Origin of the sequence: Jannaschia sp. Os4, from assembly GCF_016820245.1 — a bacterium.
Classification (GTDB): domain Bacteria; phylum Pseudomonadota; class Alphaproteobacteria; order Rhodobacterales; family Rhodobacteraceae; genus Jannaschia.
This window is the reverse complement of sequence record NZ_JAFCAR010000004.1, coordinates 843963-867218: the sequence shown is the minus strand read 5'-3', so window position 1 is coordinate 867218 and position 23256 is coordinate 843963. Positions and strand designations below refer to the sequence as shown.

Annotated in this window: 25 protein-coding genes; 16 read left to right on the top strand and 9 right to left on the bottom strand. The window is 72.2% G+C overall.

Annotation, left to right across the window (positions count from 1 at the left end):
• Positions 1–28: 28 nt before the first annotated feature.
• On the top strand, positions 29–1573 hold the full coding sequence (locus JQC91_RS13305) for a Ppx/GppA family phosphatase (RefSeq protein ID WP_203287347.1): 1545 nt from the start codon (positions 29–31) through the stop codon (positions 1571–1573).
• Positions 1573–1986 (top strand): alternative ribosome rescue aminoacyl-tRNA hydrolase ArfB, encoded by a 414-nt coding sequence (gene arfB / locus JQC91_RS13300; protein WP_203287345.1) that lies wholly within the window; start codon positions 1573–1575, stop codon positions 1984–1986. Before JQC91_RS13305 ends, arfB begins: the two co-directional genes overlap by 1 nt.
• Before the next feature lie 46 nt (positions 1987–2032).
• Here the strand turns inward: arfB and JQC91_RS13295 are convergent, their stop codons facing one another.
• The 3 genes from JQC91_RS13295 to proS all read right to left on the bottom strand — a co-directional run bounded on the left by JQC91_RS13295 (position 2033) and on the right by proS (position 5584).
• A complete protein-coding gene (locus JQC91_RS13295; protein WP_203287343.1) occupies positions 2033–2707 on the bottom strand; it encodes an ABC transporter ATP-binding protein in 675 nt (224 codons plus the stop codon).
• Positions 2700–3968: a lipoprotein-releasing ABC transporter permease subunit gene (locus tag JQC91_RS13290; protein WP_203287341.1), complete on the bottom strand. Its 1269-nt coding sequence runs from the start codon at positions 3966–3968 to the stop codon at positions 2700–2702. The genes JQC91_RS13295 and JQC91_RS13290 overlap by 8 nt, the downstream gene beginning before the upstream one ends.
• 272 nt (positions 3969–4240) lie before the next feature.
• The gene (gene proS, locus JQC91_RS13285; protein ID WP_203287339.1) at positions 4241–5584 is read right to left on the bottom strand and encodes a proline--tRNA ligase; all 1344 of its coding nucleotides are present in this window, start codon (positions 5582–5584) and stop codon (positions 4241–4243) included.
• Positions 5585–5681: 97 nt separating this feature from the next.
• Between proS and JQC91_RS13280 the strand changes: the two genes are divergently transcribed.
• Positions 5682–6692, top strand: coding sequence for a YihY/virulence factor BrkB family protein (locus JQC91_RS13280; protein ID WP_203287337.1), 1011 nt, complete (start codon positions 5682–5684; stop codon positions 6690–6692).
• A gap of 64 nt (positions 6693–6756) precedes the next feature.
• Here the strand turns inward: JQC91_RS13280 and JQC91_RS13275 are convergent, their stop codons facing one another.
• Both JQC91_RS13275 and JQC91_RS18030 read right to left on the bottom strand, forming a co-directional pair.
• Entirely contained in the window at positions 6757–7701 is a 945-nt protein-coding gene (locus tag JQC91_RS13275; protein ID WP_343069974.1) for an alpha/beta hydrolase, read from the bottom strand.
• 2 nt (positions 7702–7703) lie between these two features.
• The gene (locus tag JQC91_RS18030) at positions 7704–7988 is read right to left on the bottom strand and encodes an SCP2 sterol-binding domain-containing protein (RefSeq protein WP_238941490.1); all 285 of its coding nucleotides are present in this window, start codon (positions 7986–7988) and stop codon (positions 7704–7706) included.
• Positions 7989–8027: 39 nt separating this feature from the next.
• On the opposite strand from JQC91_RS18030, the gene JQC91_RS13270 reads away from it, so the two are divergent.
• The 5 genes from JQC91_RS13270 to JQC91_RS13250 all read left to right on the top strand — a co-directional run bounded on the left by JQC91_RS13270 (position 8028) and on the right by JQC91_RS13250 (position 13136).
• The gene (locus JQC91_RS13270; RefSeq protein ID WP_238941489.1) at positions 8028–8630 is read left to right on the top strand and encodes a hypothetical protein; all 603 of its coding nucleotides are present in this window, start codon (positions 8028–8030) and stop codon (positions 8628–8630) included.
• Positions 8630–11608 carry a helicase-related protein gene (locus JQC91_RS13265; protein WP_203287334.1) on the top strand — a complete coding sequence of 993 codons (2979 nt, stop codon included), beginning with the start codon at positions 8630–8632 and terminating at the stop codon, positions 11606–11608. Before JQC91_RS13270 ends, JQC91_RS13265 begins: the two co-directional genes overlap by 1 nt.
• Positions 11609–11618: 10 nt before the next feature.
• Positions 11619–12020: an RNA-binding S4 domain-containing protein gene (locus tag JQC91_RS13260; RefSeq protein WP_203287332.1), complete on the top strand. Its 402-nt coding sequence runs from the start codon at positions 11619–11621 to the stop codon at positions 12018–12020.
• Positions 12021–12065: 45 nt separating this feature from the next.
• A complete protein-coding gene (fdxA, locus tag JQC91_RS13255) occupies positions 12066–12401 on the top strand; it encodes a ferredoxin FdxA (protein WP_203287330.1) in 336 nt (111 codons plus the stop codon).
• Positions 12402–12632: 231 nt separating this feature from the next.
• Entirely contained in the window at positions 12633–13136 is a 504-nt protein-coding gene (locus JQC91_RS13250) for a CarD family transcriptional regulator (protein WP_203287328.1), read from the top strand.
• A gap of 60 nt (positions 13137–13196) precedes the next feature.
• Here JQC91_RS13250 and JQC91_RS13245 read toward each other — a convergent pair whose 3' ends face one another.
• Positions 13197–13553 (bottom strand): metallopeptidase family protein, encoded by a 357-nt coding sequence (locus JQC91_RS13245; protein ID WP_203287601.1) that lies wholly within the window; start codon positions 13551–13553, stop codon positions 13197–13199.
• 29 nt (positions 13554–13582) lie between these two features.
• Positions 13583–14185, bottom strand: coding sequence for a VOC family protein (locus JQC91_RS13240; RefSeq protein ID WP_203287327.1), 603 nt, complete (start codon positions 14183–14185; stop codon positions 13583–13585).
• Here JQC91_RS13240 and JQC91_RS13235 point away from each other — a divergent pair.
• Both JQC91_RS13235 and rpe read left to right on the top strand, forming a co-directional pair.
• Entirely contained in the window at positions 14172–14762 is a 591-nt protein-coding gene (locus JQC91_RS13235) for a 5-formyltetrahydrofolate cyclo-ligase (protein ID WP_343069972.1), read from the top strand. The genes JQC91_RS13240 and JQC91_RS13235 overlap by 14 nt on opposite strands.
• A gap of 24 nt (positions 14763–14786) precedes the next feature.
• Entirely contained in the window at positions 14787–15473 is a 687-nt protein-coding gene (gene rpe / locus JQC91_RS13230; RefSeq protein WP_203287324.1) for a ribulose-phosphate 3-epimerase, read from the top strand.
• A 45-nt stretch (positions 15474–15518) separates the two neighbouring features.
• Here rpe and JQC91_RS13225 read toward each other — a convergent pair whose 3' ends face one another.
• Positions 15519–16505: a Gfo/Idh/MocA family oxidoreductase gene (locus JQC91_RS13225; RefSeq protein WP_203287322.1), complete on the bottom strand. Its 987-nt coding sequence runs from the start codon at positions 16503–16505 to the stop codon at positions 15519–15521.
• Positions 16502–17557, bottom strand: a complete 1056-nt coding sequence (locus JQC91_RS13220) for an isocitrate/isopropylmalate family dehydrogenase (RefSeq protein ID WP_203287320.1) — start codon at positions 17555–17557, stop codon at positions 16502–16504. The genes JQC91_RS13225 and JQC91_RS13220 overlap by 4 nt, the downstream gene beginning before the upstream one ends.
• A 52-nt stretch (positions 17558–17609) precedes the next feature.
• Between JQC91_RS13220 and JQC91_RS13215 the strand changes: the two genes are divergently transcribed.
• The 6 genes from JQC91_RS13215 (at position 17610) to JQC91_RS13190 (ending at position 22993) form a co-directional block, all read left to right on the top strand.
• The gene (locus JQC91_RS13215) at positions 17610–17900 is read left to right on the top strand and encodes a putative quinol monooxygenase (RefSeq protein WP_203287318.1); all 291 of its coding nucleotides are present in this window, start codon (positions 17610–17612) and stop codon (positions 17898–17900) included.
• Complete coding sequence (locus tag JQC91_RS13210; protein ID WP_203287316.1) at positions 17897–18694, top strand: N-acyl homoserine lactonase family protein; 798 nt, start codon at positions 17897–17899, stop codon at positions 18692–18694. The genes JQC91_RS13215 and JQC91_RS13210 overlap by 4 nt, the downstream gene beginning before the upstream one ends.
• A gap of 159 nt (positions 18695–18853) precedes the next feature.
• Positions 18854–19912, top strand: a complete 1059-nt coding sequence (locus tag JQC91_RS13205) for a TRAP transporter substrate-binding protein (protein WP_203287314.1) — start codon at positions 18854–18856, stop codon at positions 19910–19912.
• A gap of 77 nt (positions 19913–19989) precedes the next feature.
• Positions 19990–20877: a TRAP transporter small permease subunit gene (locus JQC91_RS13200; RefSeq protein WP_203287311.1), complete on the top strand. Its 888-nt coding sequence runs from the start codon at positions 19990–19992 to the stop codon at positions 20875–20877.
• A complete protein-coding gene (locus tag JQC91_RS13195) occupies positions 20874–22325 on the top strand; it encodes a TRAP transporter large permease subunit (RefSeq protein WP_203287308.1) in 1452 nt (483 codons plus the stop codon). Before JQC91_RS13200 ends, JQC91_RS13195 begins: the two co-directional genes overlap by 4 nt.
• 71 nt (positions 22326–22396) lie before the next feature.
• Complete coding sequence (locus JQC91_RS13190; protein ID WP_203287306.1) at positions 22397–22993, top strand: SCO family protein; 597 nt, start codon at positions 22397–22399, stop codon at positions 22991–22993.
• Positions 22994–23256: the final 263 nt, after the last annotated feature.

The window sequence follows — 23256 nt, the reverse complement described above, 5'->3', positions numbered from 1 at the left end:
GCACGGCGGAATCGAGACGGACGGCCCCATGCCCGAGGACCACGCGGACCACCCCGACTTCGGCCCGTTCGGCGCGCCCATGTTCGACGGGCCCGAGGCGCGGTCCGTGCGCCGGGTGGGGGTGATCGACGTGGGCTCCAACTCGGTGCGGCTGGTCATCTTCGACGGGGCCGCGCGCTCGCCCGCCTACTTCTTCAACGAGAAGATCCTCTGCGGCCTCGGCCGCGGCATGGCCGAGACGGGGCATCTCCACCCCGAGGGGCGGGAGCGCGCGCTGGCCGCCATGCGCCGCTTCGCCATCCTCGCGCGGGGCTACGAGGTGAACTCGCTCACCGCCGTCGCCACCGCCGCCGTGCGCGAGGCGTCCGACGGCGCCGACTTCGCCGCGCAGGTCGTCGCCGCCACCGGCATCCGCATGAAGGTGATCGACGGGGCCGAGGAGGCGCGGCTGTCGGCGCAGGGCGTGCTGCTCGGCTGGCCCGAGGCGGACGGGCTGATGTGCGACATCGGCGGGTCGAGCATGGAGCTGGCGGAGCTGTCGCGCGGCGCGGTGGGCGCCACGGTGTCGGGCCAGCTCGGGCCGCTCAAGATACAGGACCTGAAGCCGAAGGCGCGGGCCAAGGCGATCGCCGACGGGGTCGAGGACCTTGCCCGCCGCCTCGGGCGCGACGCGGCGGAGCGGATCTACCTCGTGGGCGGCTCGTGGCGGGCCATCGCGCGGATCGACATGGCGCGGCGGGGCTACCCGCTGCACGTGCTGCACGAATACGTGATGACGCCGGAGGACGTGGAGGCCACGCTCGCTTACGTGGCCGAGCGGGCCGAGGCGGACGAGGTGGACGGGCTGGGCAAGGAATCCTCGACCTCCGCGCAGCGCATGGCGCTGGTGCCCGTGGCCTGCGAGGTGTTCGCCGAGGTGATGCGCCGGTTCGGCCCGAAGGAGGTGGCGATCTCCTCCTATGGCATTCGCGAGGGCCTGCTCTACGAGGCGATGCCCGAGGAGCTGCGCCGCCGCGACCCGCTGATCGAGGCGTGCCGCGCCTCCGAGGCGGCCTCGGCCCGCGTGCCGGGATTCGGGCGGGTGCTCTACAAGTTCGTCAAGCCGTGCTTCCCCGACGCGACCGACCGGCAGAAGCGCCTGATCCGGGCGGCGTGCCTCTTGCACGACGTGTCGTGGCGGGCGCATCCGGACTACCGCGCGCAGGTCTGCTTCGACAACGCGACGCGGGCCAACCTCGGCGGCCTGACCCACGCGGAGCGGGTGTTCCTCGGGCTGGCGCTGCTGCACCGCTACAAGTCCAAGCGCGACGAGGCCGCCTTCGGCCCGCTGGCGCCGCTGATCGCCGAGGACGAGGTCGCGATGGCCGAGCAGGTGGGCCGCGCGCTGCGGTTCGGGGCGATGTTCGCCCCGCAGGACGCGGGGCTGATCGGCGAGCTGGAGCTCACGGGCGAGGTGCTGCGGCTGAAGCTGCCCGAGGGGGCGGGCCAGGCGCTCTTCGGCGAGGTGGCCGAGGCGCGGTTCTCGGCGCTCGCCGCCTCGCTCGGCGTCGAGGCCGAGGTGGAGGCGGTGTGATGCCGCTGCGGGTGGGCTCGGTCACGATCGAGGACTGGGAGCTGACCGAGCAGTTCGTGCGGGCCTCCGGCCCCGGCGGCCAGAACGTCAACAAGGTGTCCACGGCGGTGGAGCTGCGCTTCGAGGCGGCGCGCTCGCCCGCGCTGTCGCCGGCGCAGAAGGCGCGGCTGCGGCGGATGGCAGGACGGCGGTGGACGCAGGACGGCGCGGTGGTGATCTTCGCGCAGGAGGCGCGGTCCCAAGCCCGCAACCGCGAGATCGCGCGCGAGCGGCTGGCGGAGCTGGTGGGCCGCGCGCTCGTGGCGCCGAAGCGGCGCATCGCGACCAAGCCGACCAAGGGGTCGGTGCGGCGGCGGCTGGAGGCCAAGAAGCAGCGCGGCGAGGTGAAGGCGCTCCGGGGGAAGGTGCTGTAGGGCAGGCGAAAGCCCACGTCCCGCGACGCGTGGGCTTTCGCCCGCCCTACACGATCCGCCCCTCCTCCAGCCGCACGGTCCGGTCCATCCGCGCGGCCAGCTCGAGGTTGTGCGTCGCGATCAGCGCCGCCATCCCCGTCTCCCGCACCAAGGCGACCAGCGCGTCGAACACCACCTCGGACGTGCCCGGATCGAGGTTCCCCGTCGGCTCGTCCGCCAGCAGCAGCCCCGGCGCGTTGGCCAGCGCGCGGCAGAAGGCGGCGCGCTGCTGCTCGCCGCCCGACATCTCGGCGGGGCGGTGGTCGGCCCGGTGCCCGATCCCGACGCGCTCCAAGAGCTCCAGCGCCCGCGCCCGCGCGGGCCCCGGCGCCACCCCGTCCGCGCGCTGCGGCAGGATCACGTTCTCGGCCGCCGTGAACTCCGGCAGGAGGTGGTGGAACTGGTAGACGAAGCCGATCCGCCGCCGCCGCGCCCGCGTCCGCACCCGGTCCGACGCCCCGGTCAGGTCCTCGCCCCCCAAGGCCACCGTCCCGGTGTCCGGCGTGTCGAGCAGCCCCGCCATGTGCAGCAGCGTCGACTTGCCCGCCCCCGACGGCGCGGTCAGCGCGACCACCTCGCCTGCCGCGAGCGACAGGTCCACGCCGCGCAGCACCTCCACCTCGCCGGGGCGGCCCTTGTTGTAGGTCTTGGCGATGCCCGCCAGCCGCAGCGCCTCACTCATAGCGGAGCGCCTCGACCGGGTTCATCCGCGCCGCCCGGCGCGCCGGGAAGATCGTCACGAGGAAGGACAGCGTCAGCGACAGGATCACGGCCGAGGCCACGTCCCCCCATTCCAGCTTGGCGGGCAGCGACGACAGGTAGCGGTATTGCGGATCCCAAGTGCCCCCGCCCGCGAGGCGGTCGACGAACCCGAAGATCGGGTCGATGTAGAGCGCGAAGAGGCAGCCCAGCACCACGCCGATCAGCGTGCCCGCCACGCCCACCGCCGCCCCGCAGGCGAAGAAGATCCGCAGGATCGCCCCTTGGCTCAGGCCCACGGTCCGCAGGATGCCGATGTCGCGCCCCTTGTTCTTCACCAGCATCACGAGGCCCGAGGTGATGTTCAGCGTGGCGATCATCACCAGCATCGAGAGGATGACGAACATCACGTTGTCCTCCATCTCCAACGCCCGGAGGTAGCCGCCCGACTGGTCCTTCCACGTCCACACGAAGCTGCCCTCGCCCGCCGCCGCGAGGATCGCCCCGTTCAGCGCGTCGACCCCCTCGGGGTCGGCGACGGTCATCTGCACCTCGTCCACCACGCCCGCGCGGTTGAAGTACTCCTGCGCCTCGGCGAGCGGCACGTAGGCCCGCGTCGCGTCGATGTCGTAGCGCCCCACCTGGAAGACGTAGGTGACGGGGTAGGCCTTCACCCGCGGGCTCGTGCCGAACGCCGTCCGCACCCCGTCGGGCGAGATGATCCGCACCGCGTCGCCCACCGACACGCCCAGCTGCCGCGCCACCTGCCAGCCCAGCGCGATGCCCTGCGCCGTGTCGGCCAAGGCCCCCACCCGCTGCTCCGGCTCGGCCACGCGGGGGACGCGGGCGAGGTCCTCCATCGTCATGCCGATCACCTGCAGCCCGACGTTGCGCCCGTTCGCGCTGGCCATCACCTGCCCGGCGACCACCGGGGCCGCGCGCACCACGCCCGGCACCGCGGCCAGCCGCTCCGTCAGGGCGTCGTAGCCGGCGATCGTCCCCGTCGTCGCCCCGTTGGGCAGCACCTCGCCCACCTGCGTGACGGTGACGTGGGGGTTCGCGCCGACGATCGTGTCCACGAACTCCGCCCGGAAGCCCGAGCGCACGGCCAGCGTGGCGATCAGGCCGAACACCGCCAGCGCGATGCCGATCAGGCTGATCCACGTCATGACGGAGATGCCGCCCTCCGCCCGCCGGGCGCGCAGGTAGCGCCAAGCGATGGACAACTCGTGGCGTGCGAACATGAAGGTCCCTCCGTCGCGGGGGGTGATGGCACGGGAGCGAGGGCGGGGGTAGGGGGCGGCGGCTCGCCCGAACCGCGGCGGGACCAAGCCGCGCTCGGTGCCCGCGCGATACGGCCGCGCCAGCGGCCCGCGCATCGCCGGGCCGCCCCCCGGCCCGGCGATTGGTCGAAGGTCCCGCGGCGCGGGGGCGTCGCGCGGGGGTGAGGGATCAAGTGCCCTGCGGAGAGGTCGGGTCGCCGCGCCACGGCCCGGCGATGCGCTTCCGAGGCGCCCTAGACCCCCGCGGACCCATACACGTCCTTCATCCGCGCGACCGCCACCTCCGGCGAGACCTCCTCGCTCTCGCCCGTCCGGCGCGAGGTCAGCTCCACCACCCCGGTCTTGAGGCCGCGCGGCCCGACCGTGATCCGCCACGGCAGGCCGATCAGGTCCATCGTGGCGAACTTGGCCCCCGCCCGCTCGTCGCGGTCGTCGTAGAGCGGCTCCAGCCCCGCCTTGACCAGCTCGGCGTAGATGCCCTCGCAGGCCGAGTCCGTCGACGCATCGCCCTGCCGCAGGTTCACGATCCCGCAATGGAACGGTGTCACTCCCTCGGGCCAGACGATGCCCTTCTCGTCGTGGCTGGCCTCGATGATCGCGCCCACCAGCCGCGACACCCCGATGCCGTGCGACCCCATGTGGACCGGCACGGGCTTGCCGTCCGGCCCCTGCACCGTGGCGCCCATCGCCTCGGAATACTTGGTGCCGAAGTAGAAGATCTGCCCCACCTCGATCCCGCGCGCGCTGCGGCGCCTGTCCTCGGGCACCTTGTCGAACTCGGCCTCGTCGTGGGTCTCGTCGGTCCGCGCGTAGCGCGACGTGAACTCTTCCAGGATGGCGGCGCACTGGGCCGGGTCGTCGTAGTCCACCTCGCGGTCACCGAAGGTCAGGTCGGTGATCTCGCTGTCGTAGAACACCTCCGACTCGCCCGTCTCGGCCAGCACGAGGAACTCGTGGGTGTCGTCGCCGCCGATCGGGCCGCTGTCGGCGCGCATCGGGATCGCCTGCAGGCCCATCCGCTCGTAGGTCCGCAGGTAGCTGACCAGGTGGCGGTTGTAGGCGTGCAGCGCGTCCTCGCGCGTCAGGTCGAAGTTGTAGCCGTCCTTCATCAGGAACTCGCGGCCCCGCATCACGCCGAAGCGCGGGCGGACCTCGTCCCGGAACTTCCACTGGATGTGGTAGAGCGTGAGCGGGAGCTCGCGGTAGCTCGTCACGTGGCTGCGGAAGATGTCGGTGATCATCTCCTCGTTGGTCGGCCCATACAGCATGTCGCGGTCGCCCCTGTCGCGGATGCGCAGCATCTCGGGGCCGTAGGCGTCGTAGCGCCCCGACTCGCGCCATAGGTCGGCGGGCTGGAGCGTGGGCATCAGCATCGGGTGGTGGCCCGCGCGGATCTGCTCCTCGTGGACGATCTGCTCGATCCGGCGCAGCACCTTCCAGCCCAAGGGCAGCCACGAGTAGATGCCCGCCGCCTGCTGCTTGATCATGCCCGCGCGCAGCATCAGCCGGTGGCTGGCGATCTGCGCCTCGGCGGGGGTCTCCTTGAGGACGGGCAGGAAGTAGCGGCTCAGGCGCATCGGGGCACTCCGGGAAACGGTCGCATCCGCGATATTCCCTCCCCCGCGCGAAGGGAAGCGGATGGACCCCTCCGCCCCCCTCCCGCGTTCCCCCTCCATGGACGACCGCGCATCCCCGCCCGCCCTCGACGACGTGCCCCCGCTGCTGCCGACGGCGGACGATCCCGGCACCGGCCACGAGGCGGACGATCCCACCGGCATCCCGCCCGCCGGGTGGCGGCGCATCCTGCACCGCGTCTGGCTCGCGCTGACGGGCGGCCAGATGTGGACCTATTGCGGCTGCGTGGGCTTCTTCGGCTTCCTGTCGCTGTTCCCCGTCCTCGCCATCACCGTGCTGGTCTACGGCCTGCTGTTCGACGGGGCGCAGATCGACGCGCAGCTCGTCGCGCTGCAGGGGCTGATGCCGGCGGGCGTGTTCGAGCTGCTGGGCGAGCGGCTGGAGACCCTCGCCGCCAACTCGGCCTCGGGCCTCACGCTGGGCCTCGCGGTGTCCACGGGCGTGGCGTTCTGGACCGGGTCGCGCGGCCTGAACGCGGTGATCGACCTGCTGAACCTCGCCTATCACGAGCACGTCCCCCGCGGCTTCCTGCGCCGTCTCGCGCTCGCCATCGGCATGACGGCGGGGGCGCTTGTGGGGCTGGCCGTGACGCTGCTCGCCGTGGCCGCGCTCCCCGTGATCGTCGAGCGGATGGGGCTGGGCCTCGGCGCCGAGCGTGCGACGCTCTGGGGCCGCTGGCCCGCGCTGGCGCTCTTCGTGTTCGGGGGCCTCGCGCTGCTCTACCGCCACGGGCCGAACCGGCGGCCCGCCAAGTGGCGCTGGCTCTGGCCCGGCGCGCTGCTGGCGACGGTGCTGTGGCTGGCGCTGTCCGTGGCCTTCTCCGCCTATGTCGAGATGACCGAGTTCTACGGCTCGACCTTCGGCGCGCTGGCGACGGCGGCGGTGCTGATGCTGTGGATCTACTACTCGGCGCTGGCCGTCGGGCTGGGCGCGGTCGTCAACGCCGAGATCGAGGTCCAGACCCGCCGCGACAGCACGCGGGGCCGGGACCGTCCGCGCGGCGCGCGCGGCGCGACGGTCGCCGACCGCCTGCCGCGCCCGGCGGGATAGCGGCGCCGGGCCCGTGAATTCCGTGAAGCCCGGCGCCCACGGTCCGTACGGAACGTGAAGGACCCTAGCCCCGGAGGTGGGAATCCAGCGCGTCGAAGACCGCCCTTCGCGTCTGCGGCATCTCCATCAGCGCCTCGTGCCGCGCGCCCTCGACCTCCATCAGCCGCCCGCCCGGCCAGCGCGCCATCCGGTCGCGGACGGCGTCGGGATCGACGATCCGCTCCTCGGACCCGAGCACCGTCAGGCACGGCACCTCCGGCGACGTAAGCCCTTGGACCTCCCGCATTTCCCGCAGCGCCGCCCAGAGCCAGCCGAGCGAGGGCCCGCCGAGAGCGAGGTCGGGATGGGCGGCGAGCTGCCGCTTCATCCACGCGAACATCTCGGGGTCCGAGGTGAGCAGGTTGCCCTCGAAGGGCTGGCCCACGGGATCGCGCACCGCGCCCGAGCCGGGCGTCTCGCGCCCCGCCATCTTGGCCAGCCGGGCCGCGGAGGAGATCACCCCCGCCACGATCCGCCGCGCGGGCGGCAGGGGCAGGCCCCACATCGGGCCGGAGAAGGCGGCGCGCTCGAAGCGCGGCGCGGGCCGGGCCGCGTCGCGCAGGAGCGTCCGCAGCCCGATCAGCCCGCCCATCGAATGCGCCAGCAGGTGCCACGGGCGCGGCATGCCGCGCGCCTCCAGCACGGCGGCCAGCGCCTCGACGTCGAGCTGGAACTCGTCGAACTCCTCGACGTGCCCGACGTGGCGGGCATGGCCCGTGCGGTCCGACAGCCCTTGCCCGCGCCAGTCGATCGCCGCCGCGGCCCAGCCGCGGTCGGCCATCTCGCGGGCGGCGTCGGAGTACTTCTCGACGTACTCCGTGCGCCCCGGGAACATCACCAGCGTCCCCGCCGCGCCGTCCTTGGGCCAGAGCGCCACGCGCAGCCGCGCGCCGTCGGAGGCGCGGGTCCAGACGCAGGCGCCGCCGGGCGGGCCGGCGGCGACGTCGTCGTGGTAGGGGGCCGCCTCCACCGTCAGGAGAGCTGCTGCCCGAGGCGCATCGCTTGGCTCATGTCGCCGTCGACCCGCAGCTTGCCGGACATGAAGGCCGAGGTCGGGTTCACGCTGCCGTCGAGGATGCCCTCGAAGGTCTCGGCGTCGGCGGTCATCGTGCATTCCGCCTCCTCGTCGGCCCCGCGCACGCCCGCGTCGTCGACCATCACGGAGCCCTCGTCCTCGATGACGAACTTGACGCTGCCGTCGAAGGTGCCAATCTTCTCGGAGAGTTCCGAGACGGCCTTGTCGATGATGTCGCTCATGGGAGTGCCTTCCAGTCGGGGTTCGAAGCCGGAGGTAACATGCGCGCCGCCCGCGTCACCTGCAATCTCGCAGCCTTGATCCTCGCGTGTTCCGTCGCGTCGCACGCGCACGCGCAGGGGCTGCCGCCGCCCGGGCCGCCGGACGCGGGGCCGGAGGTCCTGTCCGAGGACGTCGACGTCCTGCTCGACATGCTGGCCGACGAGGAGGACCCCGCCGAGGCCACGCGGCTCGCCCGCGAGGTGGAGGAGCGGTGGTCGCATTCGGGCTCGGCGGCAATGGACCTGCTGCTGCGCCGCGGGCGCGAGGCCATCGAGGCCGAGGAGTTGGACCGCGCCGTCACGCATCTCACCGCGCTGACGGACCACGCGCCGGACTTCGCGGAGGGCTGGGTCGCGCGGGCGACGGCGTTCTTCCTGCAGGAGCGGTGGGGGCTGGCGCTATCGGACCTCGAGCAGGCCCTCATCCTCGAGCCGCGCCACTACGGCGCGCTGACGGGCCTGTGCATCCTCATGGAGCAGATCGACGAGCCGGACCTCGCGCTGCGGGCCTGCGCCGCCTCGCTCGACATCCACCCGAACCAGGAGGAACTGGTCGGCTTCGTCGAGCAGCTGGAGCGCGCCACGGGGGGCCGCACCCTCTGATGCACGGCGAGGGCCGGATCACGGCGGTGTTGGGTCCCACCAACACCGGCAAGACCCACTACGCCATCGAGCGGATGCTGGGCCACCGGACGGGCGTGATCGGCCTGCCGCTGCGCCTGCTGGCGCGGGAGGTGTACGACCGGATCGTCGCCGCGCGCGGCCCGTCCTGCGCCGCGCTCATCACCGGCGAGGAGCGGATCGTGGGCGCCCGCGCGCAGTACTGGGTCTGCACGGTCGAGGCGATGCCGCAGGACATCGACGCCGACTTCGTCGCCATCGACGAGGTGCAGCTCTGCGCCGACCCTGAGCGGGGCCACGTCTTCACCGACCGCCTGCTGCACATGCGCGGGCGCCACGAGACCCTGTTCATGGGGTCCGACACGATGCGCCGGGCCATCGTCCACCTCGTGCCGCGCGTGCAGGTCATGCGGCGGGAGCGGTTCTCGACGCTGACCTACTCCGGGCCGAAGAAGATCAGCCGGATGCCCGCGCGCTCGGCCATCGTCGGCTTCGGCGTCGATCAGGTCTATGCCATCGCCGAGCTGCTGCGCCGCCAGAAGGGGGGGGCGGCGGTGGTGATGGGGGCGCTGTCGCCCCGCACCCGCAACGCGCAGGTCGAGATGTACCAGTCCGGCGAGGTCGACTACCTCGTGGCAACCGACGCCATCGGCATGGGCCTCAACCTCGACATCAGCCACGTCGCCTTCTCGGCCACGTCGAAGTTCGACGGGCGCCGCATCCGCCCCCTCTTCCCGCACGAGATGGGGCAGATCGCGGGACGGGCGGGGCGCTTCAGGCAGGACGGGACGTTCGGCACGACGGGCGAGGCGTCGCCCGTCGACGAGGAGCTGGCGCTGGCGATCGAGGAGCACCGCTTCAAGCCCATCGACCGTCTGATGTGGCGCTCGCCCGACCTGCGCTTCGGCACGATCGACGCGCTGATCGAGTCGCTGGAGGCGTCGCCCCCCGAGGAGATCCTCGTTAAGGGGCGCGAGGCCGACGACCTCGCCACGCTGCGGACGCTGGCCGACCGGGAGGGCATCCGCGCGCTGGTCCGCGATGCCCGCGACGTGCGCCTTCTGTGGGAGGCGTGCCGCATCCCCGACTTCCAAGGCATCGCCATGGCCGAGCACGCCAACATGGTCGACCGCATCTTCGGCTTCCTGCGCGGCGGGCGGGTGCCCGAGGACTGGTTCGCCCGGCAGGTGAAGCGGATCGACCGAACCACCGGCGACATCGACACGTTGAGCAAGCGGTTGGCGTATATCCGCACGTGGACCTACGTCGCGCAGCGCAAGGGCTGGGTCGAGAACCAGGACCATTGGCGCGGCGCGACCCGTGCCGTAGAGGACCGCCTGTCCGACGCGCTCCACGCCGCGCTCACCGCGCGCTTCGTGGACCGCCGGACCTCGGTGCTGCTGCGGCGCCTGAAGATGAAGGAGGGCCTCGTGGCCGAGATCGACGACAAGGGCGGCGTGACCGTGGACGGCGAGGCGCTGGGCCGGATCGAGGGCTTCCGCTTCACCCAGACCGGGACGACCACGCCGGACGAGGCCAAGACCGTGCGGCAGGCCGCCTCCGCCGCGCTGCGCCCCGAGTTCCACCTGCGCGCCGACCGCTTCTACAACGCGCCCGACACCCAGCTCGACTTCACCGAGCAGGGCGGGCTGATGTGGGGCGACGCCGCGGTGGGGAAGATGGTGAAGGGGTCCGATCCCCTGAAGCCCTCCGTCGAGGCGTTCGTCGACGAGGACGCGGGGCCGGAGGTGGCCGAGAAGGTCGCCCGCCGCCTGCAGCACTTCGTGGACCGCAAGGTGCAAGCGGCCTTCGAGCCGCTCCTCGCCATGTCCAAGGACGAGGCGCTGACGGGGCTGGCCCGCGGCTTCGCCTTCCGCCTGCTCGAGTCCTTCGGCGTGATCCCCCGCACCGAGGTGGCGCAGGAGGTGCGCGACCTCGACCAGGACGCGCGCGGGCAATTGCGCCGTCACAAGGTCCGCTTCGGCCAGCACACGGTGTTCCTGCCCGACCTGCTCAAGCCCGCGCCGACGCGCTTGCGCCTGGTGCTGTGGGGGCTGTGGACGGGCCTCGACGAGTTCCCCGAGGCGCCGCCGCCGGGCCTCGTGACCGTGCCGGCCGCCAAGGGCGCGCCCGAAGGCTACTACCCGATGGCGGGCTACCGGCTGGCGGGCGAGCGGGCGATCCGCATCGACATGCTGGAGCGGCTGGCCGACATGATCCGGGGCGAGGACACGCGCGGCGGGTTCGAGGCCAAGGCCGACATGCTGTCGATCACGGGCCTGACGCTGGAGCAGTTCGCCGACCTGATGGGGGGCTTGGGCTACGCCGCCGAGAAGGGCGAGCGCCCGAAGGCCGCCCGGCCCGCGAAGGACGCCAAGGCCGAGCCTCCGGCCGCCGCGCAGCCCCCGGCGGACGCCGAGCCCGCGCCGCCGGTCGACGAGGGGGGCGCGGACGCGACCCCGGCCTCGGAGACGGTGGAGCAGACGCAGCCGGAGGGCGAGGCGCCCGCCGATCACGCGCAGGCGGCGGGCGACGTGCACGAGGCCGTGGCCACCGCGCAGGAGGTCTCGGACGAGGCGGCGGAGGCCCCGGCGGAGCCCGAGGGCGAGGGCGCCCCGCAGGAGGACGCCGCGACCGCCGCCGAGGTGGACGGTGAGGCCGGGGCGCCGGAGGGCGCGACGCCCGAGGCGGAGACGGAGGTGTTCTACACCTTCACGTGGTCGCCCCCTCGGCGTCAGGGCCGTGGCCCGCGCCGCGAGGGGCAGGGACAGGGTCAGGGCCAAGGGCGTGGCCAGCCGCGCGGCGACCGGCCCAAGGGCAAGGGCAAGCCGAAGGGGCCGCGCGCGGGCGGCAAGGACGGCGGCGGCAAGGCGCAGCGCTACGAGTCGAGGCCCAAGCGCGAGAAGGCGATCGACCCCGACAACCCGTTCGCCGCGCTCGCCGCGCTGAAGGATAAGTGAGCCGGGGCGCGTGAGCGAGCCGCGCGCCAAGCAGCGGCTGGACAAGTGGCTCTGGACCGCGCGCTTCTTCAAGACACGCTCGCTCGCCGCCCGCGTGGTGGGCGACGGGAGCGTCCGGGTGAACGGCGAGCGGGTGACCAAGACCTCCACCGCCGTGAGCCCCGGCGACACGCTGACCTTCCCGCAGGGCCGCACGATCCGCGTGGTGGAGGTTGCGGGCCTGTCCGACAGGCGCGGCCCCGCGCCGGAGGCGCAGGCGCTCTACGCCGACCATACCCCGCCCCCGGTGCCCCGCGTGGGCGCCCGCCCGACCGGCAAGGCGCGGCGCGACATGGACCGGGACCGGGAGGGCGCGCGCCCTCACGGGGATGCGACCGGTGGCCCGCTTGAACCCCCGGAGGGCGGGGCGTAGGGACGCCTCCGACCACCTGACGCGCCCCGCCGCCCGAGGACCCCGATGACCTATATCGTCAACGACAGCTGCATCGCCTGCAAGTACACCGACTGCGTCGAGGTGTGCCCCGTGGACTGCTTCTACGAGGGCGAGAACATGCTGGTGATCCATCCCGACGAGTGCATCGACTGCGGCGTCTGCGAGCCCGAGTGCCCCGCCGACGCGATCCGGCCCGACACCGAGCCGGACATGGAGAAGTGGGTGGAGTTCAACCGCAAGTACTCCGAGATCTGGCCGGTGATCATCACCAAGAAGGATCCGCTTCCGAACGCCGAGGAGATGGACGGCAAGGAAGGCAAGATGGAGCTGTTCTCGGAGGCGCCGGGCGAGGGCGGCTGACCGGGCCGCGCGCGGCGCGTCCGCCCGCCGCTTCCGAACCGCCCCTTTTCATGGTATGGTCCCCGCGTCGCGGGCCAGCCCCGCCTGTTCTGCCACCCCCGGACGCGGCCGCCGCCGCCGTCCATTGAGCCGCCCAGACCCGGACCCCACCGCGCGCCCTTGGCCGCGCGGCGCGGCCCGGTTTTCCGTCCGCACCGGAAGCGACGGGCCGCCCAACGCGAAGGAGACCCCATGGCCAAGAAGCCCGACTTCCGCCCCGACGACTACGTCGTGTACCCCGCGCACGGCGTGGGCCAGATCGTCAGCATCGAGACCCAGGAGATCGCGGGGACCGAACTCGAACTGTTCGTCATCACCTTCGCGAAGGACAAGATGACGCTCCGGGTGCCGACCAACAAGGCGACCGACTCCGGCCTGCGCTCCCTTTCGGCGCCGGACGTGATCGAGAAGGCGATGACGACCCTGAAGGGCAAGGCCAAGGTCAAGAAGGCCATGTGGTCGCGCCGGGCGCAGGAATACGAGGCCAAGATCAACTCGGGCGACCTGATCGCCATCGCCGAGGTGGTGCGCGACCTGCACCGCAACGACGAGCAGCGCGAGCAGTCTTACTCGGAGCGCCAGCTCTACGAGGCGGCGCTGGACCGGCTGACGCGGGAACTGGCTGCCGTGAACAAGATGGACGAGGACGGCGCGCTCAAGGCCGTGGACGAGATCCTGAGCGCCCGCGCGGCCTGAGGCGTCGCGTCCGAGTATTTGCGGAACATCGAGGGGGCGGTCCTTGGGGCCGCCCCTTCGTCATTCCCACCAGCGGTCGATGGCGGCGATGTCGTCGTCCGACCAGCCGAAGTGGTGGGCGAGCTCGTGGACGACGACATGGGTGACGAGGTCGGCCAGCTCGACGTCGCCCCGCGCGGCCCATTCGTCGAGCAGCGGGCGGCGGTAGAGGGTGACGCGGCTCGGCTCGGTCGGCGGGTCCGCGACGGAGCGCTCGGTCAGGGCCACGCCCTCGTAGAGGCCGGTCAGGTCGTAGGCGTCCTCGATCCCCAAGTCGTCGAGCACCTCGTCGGACGGCCATTCCTCGACCGCGATCCGCACCTCGGCGGCGCCGGCGGCGAAGGGGGCGGGCAGGGCGGCGCGGGCCGCCTCAGCCATCTCCAGCAATGCGGCGGCGTCGGGCGGCGTCACAGGTCGCGCGGGCCGTCCGGCGTGTCGATCCGGGCCGACAGGCGCGCCTCCCCCTCGCGCGCGGCGACCCGCGGGTCGTCGAGGAGCGCGCCCAGTTCCGCCGCCAGCGCGGGGGCGTCCGGATGCGACAGGGTGAGGCTGGCCAGCCGCGCGCCCGATGGCGGCAGGGACGGCGGGTCCGTCTCCCATTGCAGGAGCGCCGGGAAGAGGTCGTCGAACGCGTAGCGCCCGTCCGGGGGCACCGCCATGCGCCAGCGCAGGCCGTTCCGCTCGAACGAGAGCACGTCGCCGGCATGGGGATGCGCGGCGACGGCGGCGTCGAGGTCGGAGACCGCGACCGCCCAGTGCGTCAGGCGCGGCGGGCCGGTGCGGTCGTCGAGGCCGAACCAGCGGGCGTGGTCGGGCGGCCCGGCCTCGGGATCGACCGCGATGGCCTCCATGTAGCAGTCGCCGAGCGAGAGCAGCCGGTTCCACGTGCCCAGCCGGGCGTGGCGTCCGCCGGGTCCAGTCGCTATGCCCACGGCGGACTGGATGTGCGCGGCCCCGTCCTCGACGGTGGCGGCGGTGACGACGAGGTGATCGAGCGTGGCGGAGAACATGGGCTCGGCTAGCTTCGGGGCGCTCAAGGTGCAAGCGCGCCGCCTGTGCCGCGCGGCGCGGGACGGCGTCGGGCCCTTGCCCCGCGCGGCGGCGGCGACCCGCCTGTGGGCGCGGCTGCGCGATCTGCGGGGCGCGGTGATCGCGGGCTACCTGCCGATCGGGTCGGAGGCGGACCCCACGGGCGCGATGCGCGCGCTCGCCGCCGACAACCGCATCTGCGTGCCCGTCGTCGTGTCCAAGGGCGCGCCGCTGCGCTTCCGCGAGTGGACGCCCGGCTGCGAGGTGGAGGAGGGCGCGTTCGGCGTCCCCATCCCCGTGGACGGCGCGTGGCGGGTGCCGGAGGTGGCCATCGTCCCGCTGCTGGGCTGGGATCTCGGCGGCGGGCGGCTGGGCTACGGCGGCGGGTTCTACGACCGCACGCTGGCCGCCCGGCCCGAGATGCGCGCCATCGGCCTCGCCTTCGAGGCGCAGCGGATGGAGCAGATCCCGCGCGAGGCGACGGACGTGGCGCTGGCCGAGATCGTGACGGAGCGGCGGGTCGTCCTGCCCCTCGCCAACCGGGGGGCGGAGGGGTAGGGCGGCGCGCAGGAGGTGCCCGCCATGACCAATCCGATCCTGATCGCCCCGTCGATCCTCGCCGCCGACTTCGCCGCCTTCGGGGCCGAGTGCCGCGCGGTGGAGGCGCAGGGCGCCGATTGGGTCCATGTCGACGTGATGGACGGGCATTTCGTGCCGAACCTCACCTTCGGCCCGGCCATGTGCGCCGCGCTCCGCCCGCACATCTCGGGCGTGATGGACGTGCACCTGATGATCGCGCCGGTGGACCCCTACATCGACGCCTTCGCGCAGGCGGGGGCCGACGTGATCACGGCCCATGCCGAGGCGGGGCCGCACCTGCACCGCACGTTGCAGGCCATCCGCGCGGCGGGCGTCCGCCCCGGCGTGGCGCTGAACCCCGCGACGCCGGCGGAGGCGGTGGCCGAGGTGCTGGACCTCGTGGACCTCGTCTGCGTGATGACGGTGAACCCCGGCTTCGGCGGGCAGTCCTTCATCGAGACCTGCGTGCCCAAGGTGGCGCGCCTGCGCGAGATGATCGGCGACCGCGACGTGCATATCGAGATCGACGGGGGCGTGGACCCCTCGACCGCGCCCAAGGTCGCGGCGGCGGGGGCGGACGTGCTGGTGGCCGGGTCGGCGGTGTTCAAGCACGGCTCGGTCGAGGCGCCGGAGGGCTACGGCGCCGCGATCCGCGAGATCCGGGGGGCCGCGGAGGGCGCGCGGGCGTAGGGCGGGCGAAAGCCCACGGTCCCGCCGCGTGGGCCTCCGCCCATCCTACACCGCCACGCGCCGCCCCTCCGCCGCGCTCGCATAGCCGGCCTCCACCAGCCGCATCACCTCCAGGTAGTCCCGCGCCCCGGTCTCGAACGCGCCGCTCTCCAGCCCTTCGAGCACGTGCCGCTGGAACGCGGCCACGCTGTCCCCGGCGAAGCCCGGCCAGTCCCGCGGCGCCAGCACTTCTTCGCCCTCCACCGCGCCATGCGCCCGGCGCGCGACCCGCCCGTCCCCGGTGAGCGTCAGCACACCGCCGTCCCCTTCAACCAGCGCCTCGCCGAAGGTCAGCCGCGTCGTCGCCGCCGCGTGGTCCACCAGCCGGTTGCCGTCGAGCAACGCGCGCCGCCCGTCCGCCCAGCCGAGCAGGACGTGGCCCGCGTCCTCGCCGGCGATGGCCGGGTTCAGCCGCCGCAGGTCCGCCTGCACCCAGTCGGGCGCGCCGAGGAGCCAGCGGAACACGTCGAGGTAATGCACCCCCGTCTCGTGGAGCAGGAACCGCTCCATCGTCTGGAAGTAGGGCTGGCGTTCCACGTAGGCGTCCGGTCCCCGCCCGTCGCCGGGGCGCAGTCGGAAGGTGGCGGTCAGGGGCGCACCGATCTCGCCGTCCGCGACGGCTGCGCGGATCGCGCGCCACCACGGCTGGAATCGGAAGTTCTCGTGCACGACCAGCGGCACGCCCGCCGCCTCGGCCTCCGCCGTGACGGCCTCCGCCTCGGCGAGCGAGGTGCAGAAGGGCTTCTGGCAGACGATGGCCTCGGGCCGCGCCTCCAGCGCCTGCCGGATCGCCGCCGCGTGGGTGGGCGGCGGGGTGGCGATGTCCACGACGTCGAGCCGTTCGGACAGCAGCCCCGCGAGGTCCGTGTGGGTCGCGCCCTTGGCCGGATCGGCATCCGCCGTGGCGACCAGCGTGGCCCCCGCCAGCCGCCGCCACGCATCGGCGTGGAACCGCGCGAAGTAGCCCAGCCCCAGCAGGCCGACCCGGATCACAGGCGGGCCAGCACCGCCTCCGCCGCGCCCTCCGTGTCGAGCGACCCGCCGAGGTCTCCGGTCGTCTCGCCCGCGCCGAGGCAGGCATCGACGGCGGCCGTGAGCCGCGCGCCCGCCTCCGTCATCGCGGCGTCGCCGTGCCGCTCGCCCAGCCAGTCCAGCATCATCGCCGCCGACAGGATCATCGCCGCCGGGTTGGCGATGCCGCGCCCCGCGATGTCCGGCGCCGAGCCGTGGCAGGGCTGGAACACGGCGTGGTCGTCCCCAATGTCGGCCGAGGGCGCGACGCCGAGGCCGCCCATCAGTCCCGCGCCGAGGTCCGACAGGATGTCGCCGAACATGTTCTCGGTCACCATCACGTCCCACGCGGCGGGCTTGGTCACCATCCACAGCGCCATCGCGTCCACGTAGGCGTGGTCCGCCGTCAGGTGCGGATAGTCGACGGCCACCCCGTCGAACACCTCGCGCCAGAAGGCGAAGGCGCGGAACACGTTGGCCTTGTCCACGCTCGTCACCCGGCCCGGATGGCCCTTCGCGCGGCGCTGCTCGGCCAAGCGGAAGGCGAAGCGGCACACCTTCTCCGTCGTCTTGCGCGTCAGGCGCAGCGTCTCCTCCGCATGGTCCGCCTCGACCAGCCCCTTGCCCTGCGTGTGGAACAGCCCCTCGGTGCTCTCGCGGACGAGCACGAAGTCCACCGCCCCCGGATCGGCCAGCGGCGTCCGCAGCCCCGGCACGATCCGCACGGGCCGGACGCCCGCGTAGAGGTCGAGCGCGATGCGGATGTCGATCTGCGGCGTCATCTCCGTCCCGTCGGGGAAGCGCACCGCCGGATCGCCCAAGCAGGACAGCAGGATGGCGTCCGCCTGGCGCGCCGCGTCCAGCGACGCGGCGGGCAGGTCCGTGCCCTGATCCAGATAGGCGGCGGCCCCCGCCGGGCAGTCCACCCACTCGAACCGGTCGGGGCAGAGCCGTTCCAGCACCCGCAGCGTCGGCCCCATGATCTCCGGTCCGATGCCGTCCCCGCGGAACACCGCGATCGAATACTTCCCCATGCGCCCCCTCCCGTGCTTCCCTCCCCCCATACCGCACCCGACCGGAGTCGCCATGTTCGCCGTCACCGTCCGCCTCATCGTCACGCCCGACCACATGGCCGAGTTCATGCCCCTCATGCTGGAGAACGCCCGCGCCTCCGTCGCCGACGAGCCCGCCTGCCACCGCTTCGACGTCCTCACCGACCCGTCGCGGCCCGACGAGGTGTTCCTCTACGAACTCTACGAGGACGAGGCCGGCTTCGGGGTCCACAGGACGATGCCCCACTACCTCAGGTTCGACGAGGCGGTGGCGCCGATGCTGCGCTCCAAGACGGTCGTGACCTACGCGATGGTGCAGGGGTGATCTGGCAGGTCGAGGCGCTGCGCTACGGCACGCGGGCCGGGGGGCGGACGCGGTCCGACAGCTTCCTCTTCGACGACCACGCCGACACGCCCCACGCTATCGACTACTTCGTCTGGCTGCTGCGCTCGGGCGACCGCACCATCCTCGTCGATACCGGCTACGACGCCGAGGAGGGCAGGGCGCGGGGGCGGCCCATCGACCTCGACCCGCGCGAGGCGCTGTCCCGCCGCGGCGTGGCGGTGGAGGACGTGGAGGACGTGATCGTCACCCACCTCCACTACGACCACGCGGGCGGGCTGCACCTCTTCCCCGGGGCGCGCCTCCACCTCCAGCCCGCCGAGATGGCCTACGCCACCGGCCCCTGCATGTGCCACGACGCCCTGCGCCACCCCTTCACCGGGGCGCATGTCTGCGAGGCGGTGACGCGGCTCTACGCGGGCAAGGTGGTCTTCCACGAGGGCGCGGGACAGATCGCGGACGGGGTGGAGGTGCACCGCATCGGCGGCCACTCCAAAGGGCTGCAATGCGTCCGGGTGCGGACCGAGGCGGGCTGGCTCGTCCTCGCCTCCGACGCCACGCATTTCTACGAGAACGTCCACGCCGGGAAGCTCTTCCCCATCGTGGTGGACGCCGAGGCGATGCTGCGCGGCTTCGATACCTTGCGCGCGCTGGCCTCGGCGCCGGACCTGATCGTGCCGGGCCACGACCCGCTCGTCCGCGACCTCTTCCCCGAGGTCGGCCCCGAGGCGTGGCGGCTGGACCGGGGGCCGTCCAAGCCGGTGCCGGGCCTCTGACGCCGAACGCGCGCGACCCTCGCCGCCCGCCCCCCGCGCACTAATCTGTCGCGCGGCGGCAGGAATCTGTTTCACACCCGTCGCATCGTCCGGTAAGGACGGCTTACCAATTTCCGGGCAGGGAGGCCCGGGGAACGGAACAACAGGGGAGGGGCTCACATGAAGCTCAAGGCCATCGCGCTCGCCACCACGGCGGCGCTGATCACCACGGGGGCGCACGCCCAAGAGACGCTCGAGATGACGTCGGCGTTCGGGAAGAACCTGCCGATCCTCGGCACGGCGGCCACCGACTTCGTCGCCAAGATCAACGGCATCTCCGAGGGCGTCGAGTTCGAGCACTTCGATCCCGGCGAGCTGGTCCCGACGCTGGAGGCGCTCGACGCCGTGTCCAACGGCTCGGTCGACGCCGCCTACACGACGTCCGGCTACTGGCAGGGCAAGATCACGGCCGCCTCGCTCTTCGCCGCCGTGCCCTTCGGGCCGGAAGCGGGCGAGTTCCTCGGCTGGATGCTCTACGACGACGGCGCCGAGCTGTTCCAGCGCATGTACGACGAGAACGGCTACAACGTTCATGTCATGCCCTGCGGAATCATCGCGCCCGAGACGTCCGGCTGGTTCAAGAACGAGATCAACTCGCTCGAGGACCTGCAGGGCCTGAACATGCGCTTCTTTGGCCTCGGCGCCGAGGTGATGCAGAAGCTGGGCGTGTCGACCTCGCTGCTCGCGGGCGGCGACATCTTCCCGGCGCTGGAGCGCGGCGCCATCGACGCGACCGAGTTCTCGATGCCCCGCATCGACGCGCGCCTCGGCTTCCACCAGATCGCCAAGTTCAACTACTTCCCGGGCTGGCACCAGCCCGCGACCATGTTCGAGCTGCTGATCAACAAGGACCGCTGGGAGGATCTCGACGAGCGCAGCCAAGAACAGATCCGCGTCGCCTGCCTCGCGAACATCACGACCAACCTCGCCGAGGGCGAGGCGACCAACTTCGCGGCGATGGTCGAGAACACCGAGCAGAACGGCGTGACCATCAAGACGTGGTCGCCCGAGATCCTCGCCACCTTCGAGGAGACGTGGAACGAGGTCGCCGCCGAGCTGGCCGCCGAGGACGCCTACTTCAAGGAGGTCTGGGACGACCTCCAGGAGTTCCGCGCGGGCTACAAGACGTGGGGCGATACGATCTACCTGCCGCGTCCGCGCGGCGGCGGCTCCGAGTGATCCGCGCCTGATCCGATGACCGGCCCGGCCCCTCGACGGGGCCGGGCCTTTCCGTGGGGACGGAAGGGGGGATTTCCATGAGCCAGCCCGTCGAGGCCGAGCCGGTCGCCGGCACCGCCGCCGAGCCGATGGTCGCCATCTCTGATCCCGGCGAGGTGGGCCGCGAGACCCACACGCGCGGCGACCGCGCCATCGTGGCGATCTCCAACCTCTTCGCGTGGCTCTTCCCGATCCTCATGGTCGTGATCGTGGCGCAGGTGCTTCTGCGCAACCTCGGGCGGATCGGCGTCGGACCGGGCAACCAAGCGTGGATGGACGACCTGCAATGGTGGCTCTACGGCGCGGCCGTCCTCGTCGGCGTGGGCTACGCGGTGACGACCAACAGCCACGTGCGGGTCGACATCTTCTACGACGGGTTCCGCCCCGCCAAGCAACGCAAGTGGGACATCTTCGGCCTCGCATGGCTGTTCCTGCCCTTCATCATCCTGTCGTGGGACGTGACGCTGGCCTACGCGCTGCAGTCCATCGCCTCCGGCGAGGGGTCCAGCAGCCCGAACGGCCTCCACGGGCTCTACTACCTCAAGACCTTCGTGAACGTGGCCTTCCTCTTCATCGCCGTGGCGACGTGGTTCGCCTACGTCCGCATGCTGGGCCGCCTGACCCATCCGCACTGGTGGAAGCGCCTGCTGTTCGCGTTCCCCTCCGCATGGTTCGCGATCCAGCTCGCGATCTACTACGCTGGCGCGTGGGGCATGGTCGCCCTCGGCATGGCCGAGGACTACCGGGGCGCGACGCGAGCCGACTTCTTCAACGAGGTCGACATCTTCTGGAACCAGGAGGGAAAGCCCTCGGTCCTCGCCGCTCTGGTTGTGCTCCTCGTGTTGATCGCCCTCGCCTACGTGCTGCGCGACCGGTCCAAGGACGGCGCGCCCGGCCCCGACGCTGACCCGGAGACCGTCCGATGAGCCTCCTCGCCGCCATCGGCCAGTTCCTCACGCTCAACGAACTGGCCGTCCTCGCCATGTTCCTGATGTTCATCTGGCTGCTCTTCCGGGGCGTGCCGGTGGCCTTCGCCCTCGTGGGCGTGTCGCTGATCTTCGCGCTCCTGGGCGAGATTGCGCTCGACCCCTATCGCCGCTCCTTCGAGGAGGTGATCGAGTTCGACCGCATCGGGATCGAGTACCGCAAGTTCCTCGCGCTCAGCTCCCGCATCTTCGGCAACATCGTCCAGAACCCCGTGCTCGTGGCGCTGCCGATGTTCATCTACATGGGGCTCATGCTGGACCAGTCCGGCGTGGCGCAGCGGATGATGAACAGCATGCAGCGCCTGTTCGGCGGCCTGCGCGGCGGCCTCGCGCTGACTGTCCTGCTGATCGGGATCATCCTCGCCGCCTCCACGGGCGTGATCGGCGCCTCCGTCACGCTGCTCGGCGTCATGGCGCTGCCGCAGATGATGGGGCAGGGCTATTCCAAGCCCATCGCCACCGGCACCATCGCGGCCGCCGGCACGCTGGGCATCCTGATCCCGCCCTCGATCATGCTGGTCATCATGTCCGACCAGCTGGCCATCTCGCTGGGCGACCTCTTCATGGGGGCGCTCTTCCCCGGCCTGATCCTCGGCGGGCTCTACATCCTGTTCATCGTGCTCTACGGCCTCGTCCGCCCCGGCGCGATGCCCGCCCCGGCGGAGGGCGCCCACGTGGGCCTCGACGTCTGGATCGACGTGGGCAAGGCGGTGATCCCGCCGCTCCTGCTGATCCTGCTGGTGCTCGGTTCGATCTTCGCGGGCATCGCCACGCCGACCGAGGCATCGGGCCTCGGCGCGTTCGGCGCGACCCTGCTGGCGCTCGCCAACGGACGGCTGAGCTTCCGCGTCTTCGTCGAGGTGGCGCGCTCCACCCTCAACACGGCGGGCTACATCGTCGGCATCTTCCTCGCCGCGAACTTCTTCGCCTACGTGCTGCGCGCCTACGGGGGCGACGAGGTGATCGAGCACATGGTTCTCAACGCCTTCGACGGGCACCCCTACTGGACCGTGGCCTTCATCCTGTTCATCGTCTTCCTGCTGGGCTTCCTGCTCGACTGGATCGAGATCACGATCATCATCATGCCGCTCATGCTGCCCATCATCCTCGGGCTGGAGCTGCTGGTGCCGGGCTACGACGTGGTCCGCGACCCGTCGGTGGTGTGGTTCGCCATCCTCGTGGCGGTGACGCTGCAGACCTCGTTCCTCACCCCGCCCGTGGGCTTCGCGCTGTTCTACCTCAAGGGCGTCTGCCCGCCGGGGGTGACGCTGGGCCACATCTACCGGGGCGTCATCCCCTTCGTGCTGCTGCAGTTGACCGGGCTGGCCATCGTGTTCGCCTTCCCGGGGCTGACCACGTGGCTGCCCTCGGTGGCCTACGGCAACTGACCTCCACCCCCGCAAGAACGCGGCGGGCGGACGCATTGCGCCCCGCCCGCCGCGATGCCACCTGATCCGCCATGACACGCTGGATCACCCTCGCGGGCGGCGCCGCCGTCGCCCTGATCGCCCTCGGCGCGGGCTTCGCGCTGCGCGAGGTCACGGACGCGCGGACCGTGCCCGCCGCCACGGCGGCCGTGGAGCTCGGCGCGCCGTTCGAGCTGACGGACCACGACGGCAACACCATCACCGAGGCCGCCTTCGAGGGTCGTCCCTCGCTGCTGTTCTTCGGCTTCACCCGCTGCCCCGAGGTCTGCCCGACCACCGTCTACGACATGGAGACGTGGCTCACGGAGCTCGACGTCCCGCAGGACGCGTTGGGCGCCTACTTCGTGACCGTCGATCCGGAGCGGGACACGCCGGAATTCCTCGCGGACTACCTCGAGCCGCAGTCCGACCGCATCCTCGGGATCACCGGCGCGCCCGAGGCGGTGTGGGACATGGCCCGCTCGTGGAAGGTCTACTGGCAGAAGCGCCCGGTGGGCGGCGGCGACTACACGCTCGACCACTACGCGAGCGTCTTCGTGCTCGACGAGACCGGCGCCGTCGTCGACCTCATCGCCTACGGCGAGGACGCCGAGACGGCGAAGGCCAAGATCGCCCGCGTGCTGGGGTGAGCTGAAGGGTCGTGATCAAGCGCCGCTGCCCTCTGCCGTGGTCGCTCGGATGACAGCGCCCGCGACGCCCCGGATCCGGCTATGGCGCGTGCGCGACCATGGGTGGAACCTCTGGGATCCGATCGGACTGCTGTGGGAGGAAGGGAGACCGGGCGGGGGATGGAGCCACGCGGAGAACCAATCCTTTGCGGACGAGTATGACCGCTCTCTGATCGACGCCGCACACCAAGTCCGCCGGTGTCTCCCCTCGGAGGCCGTCGTCG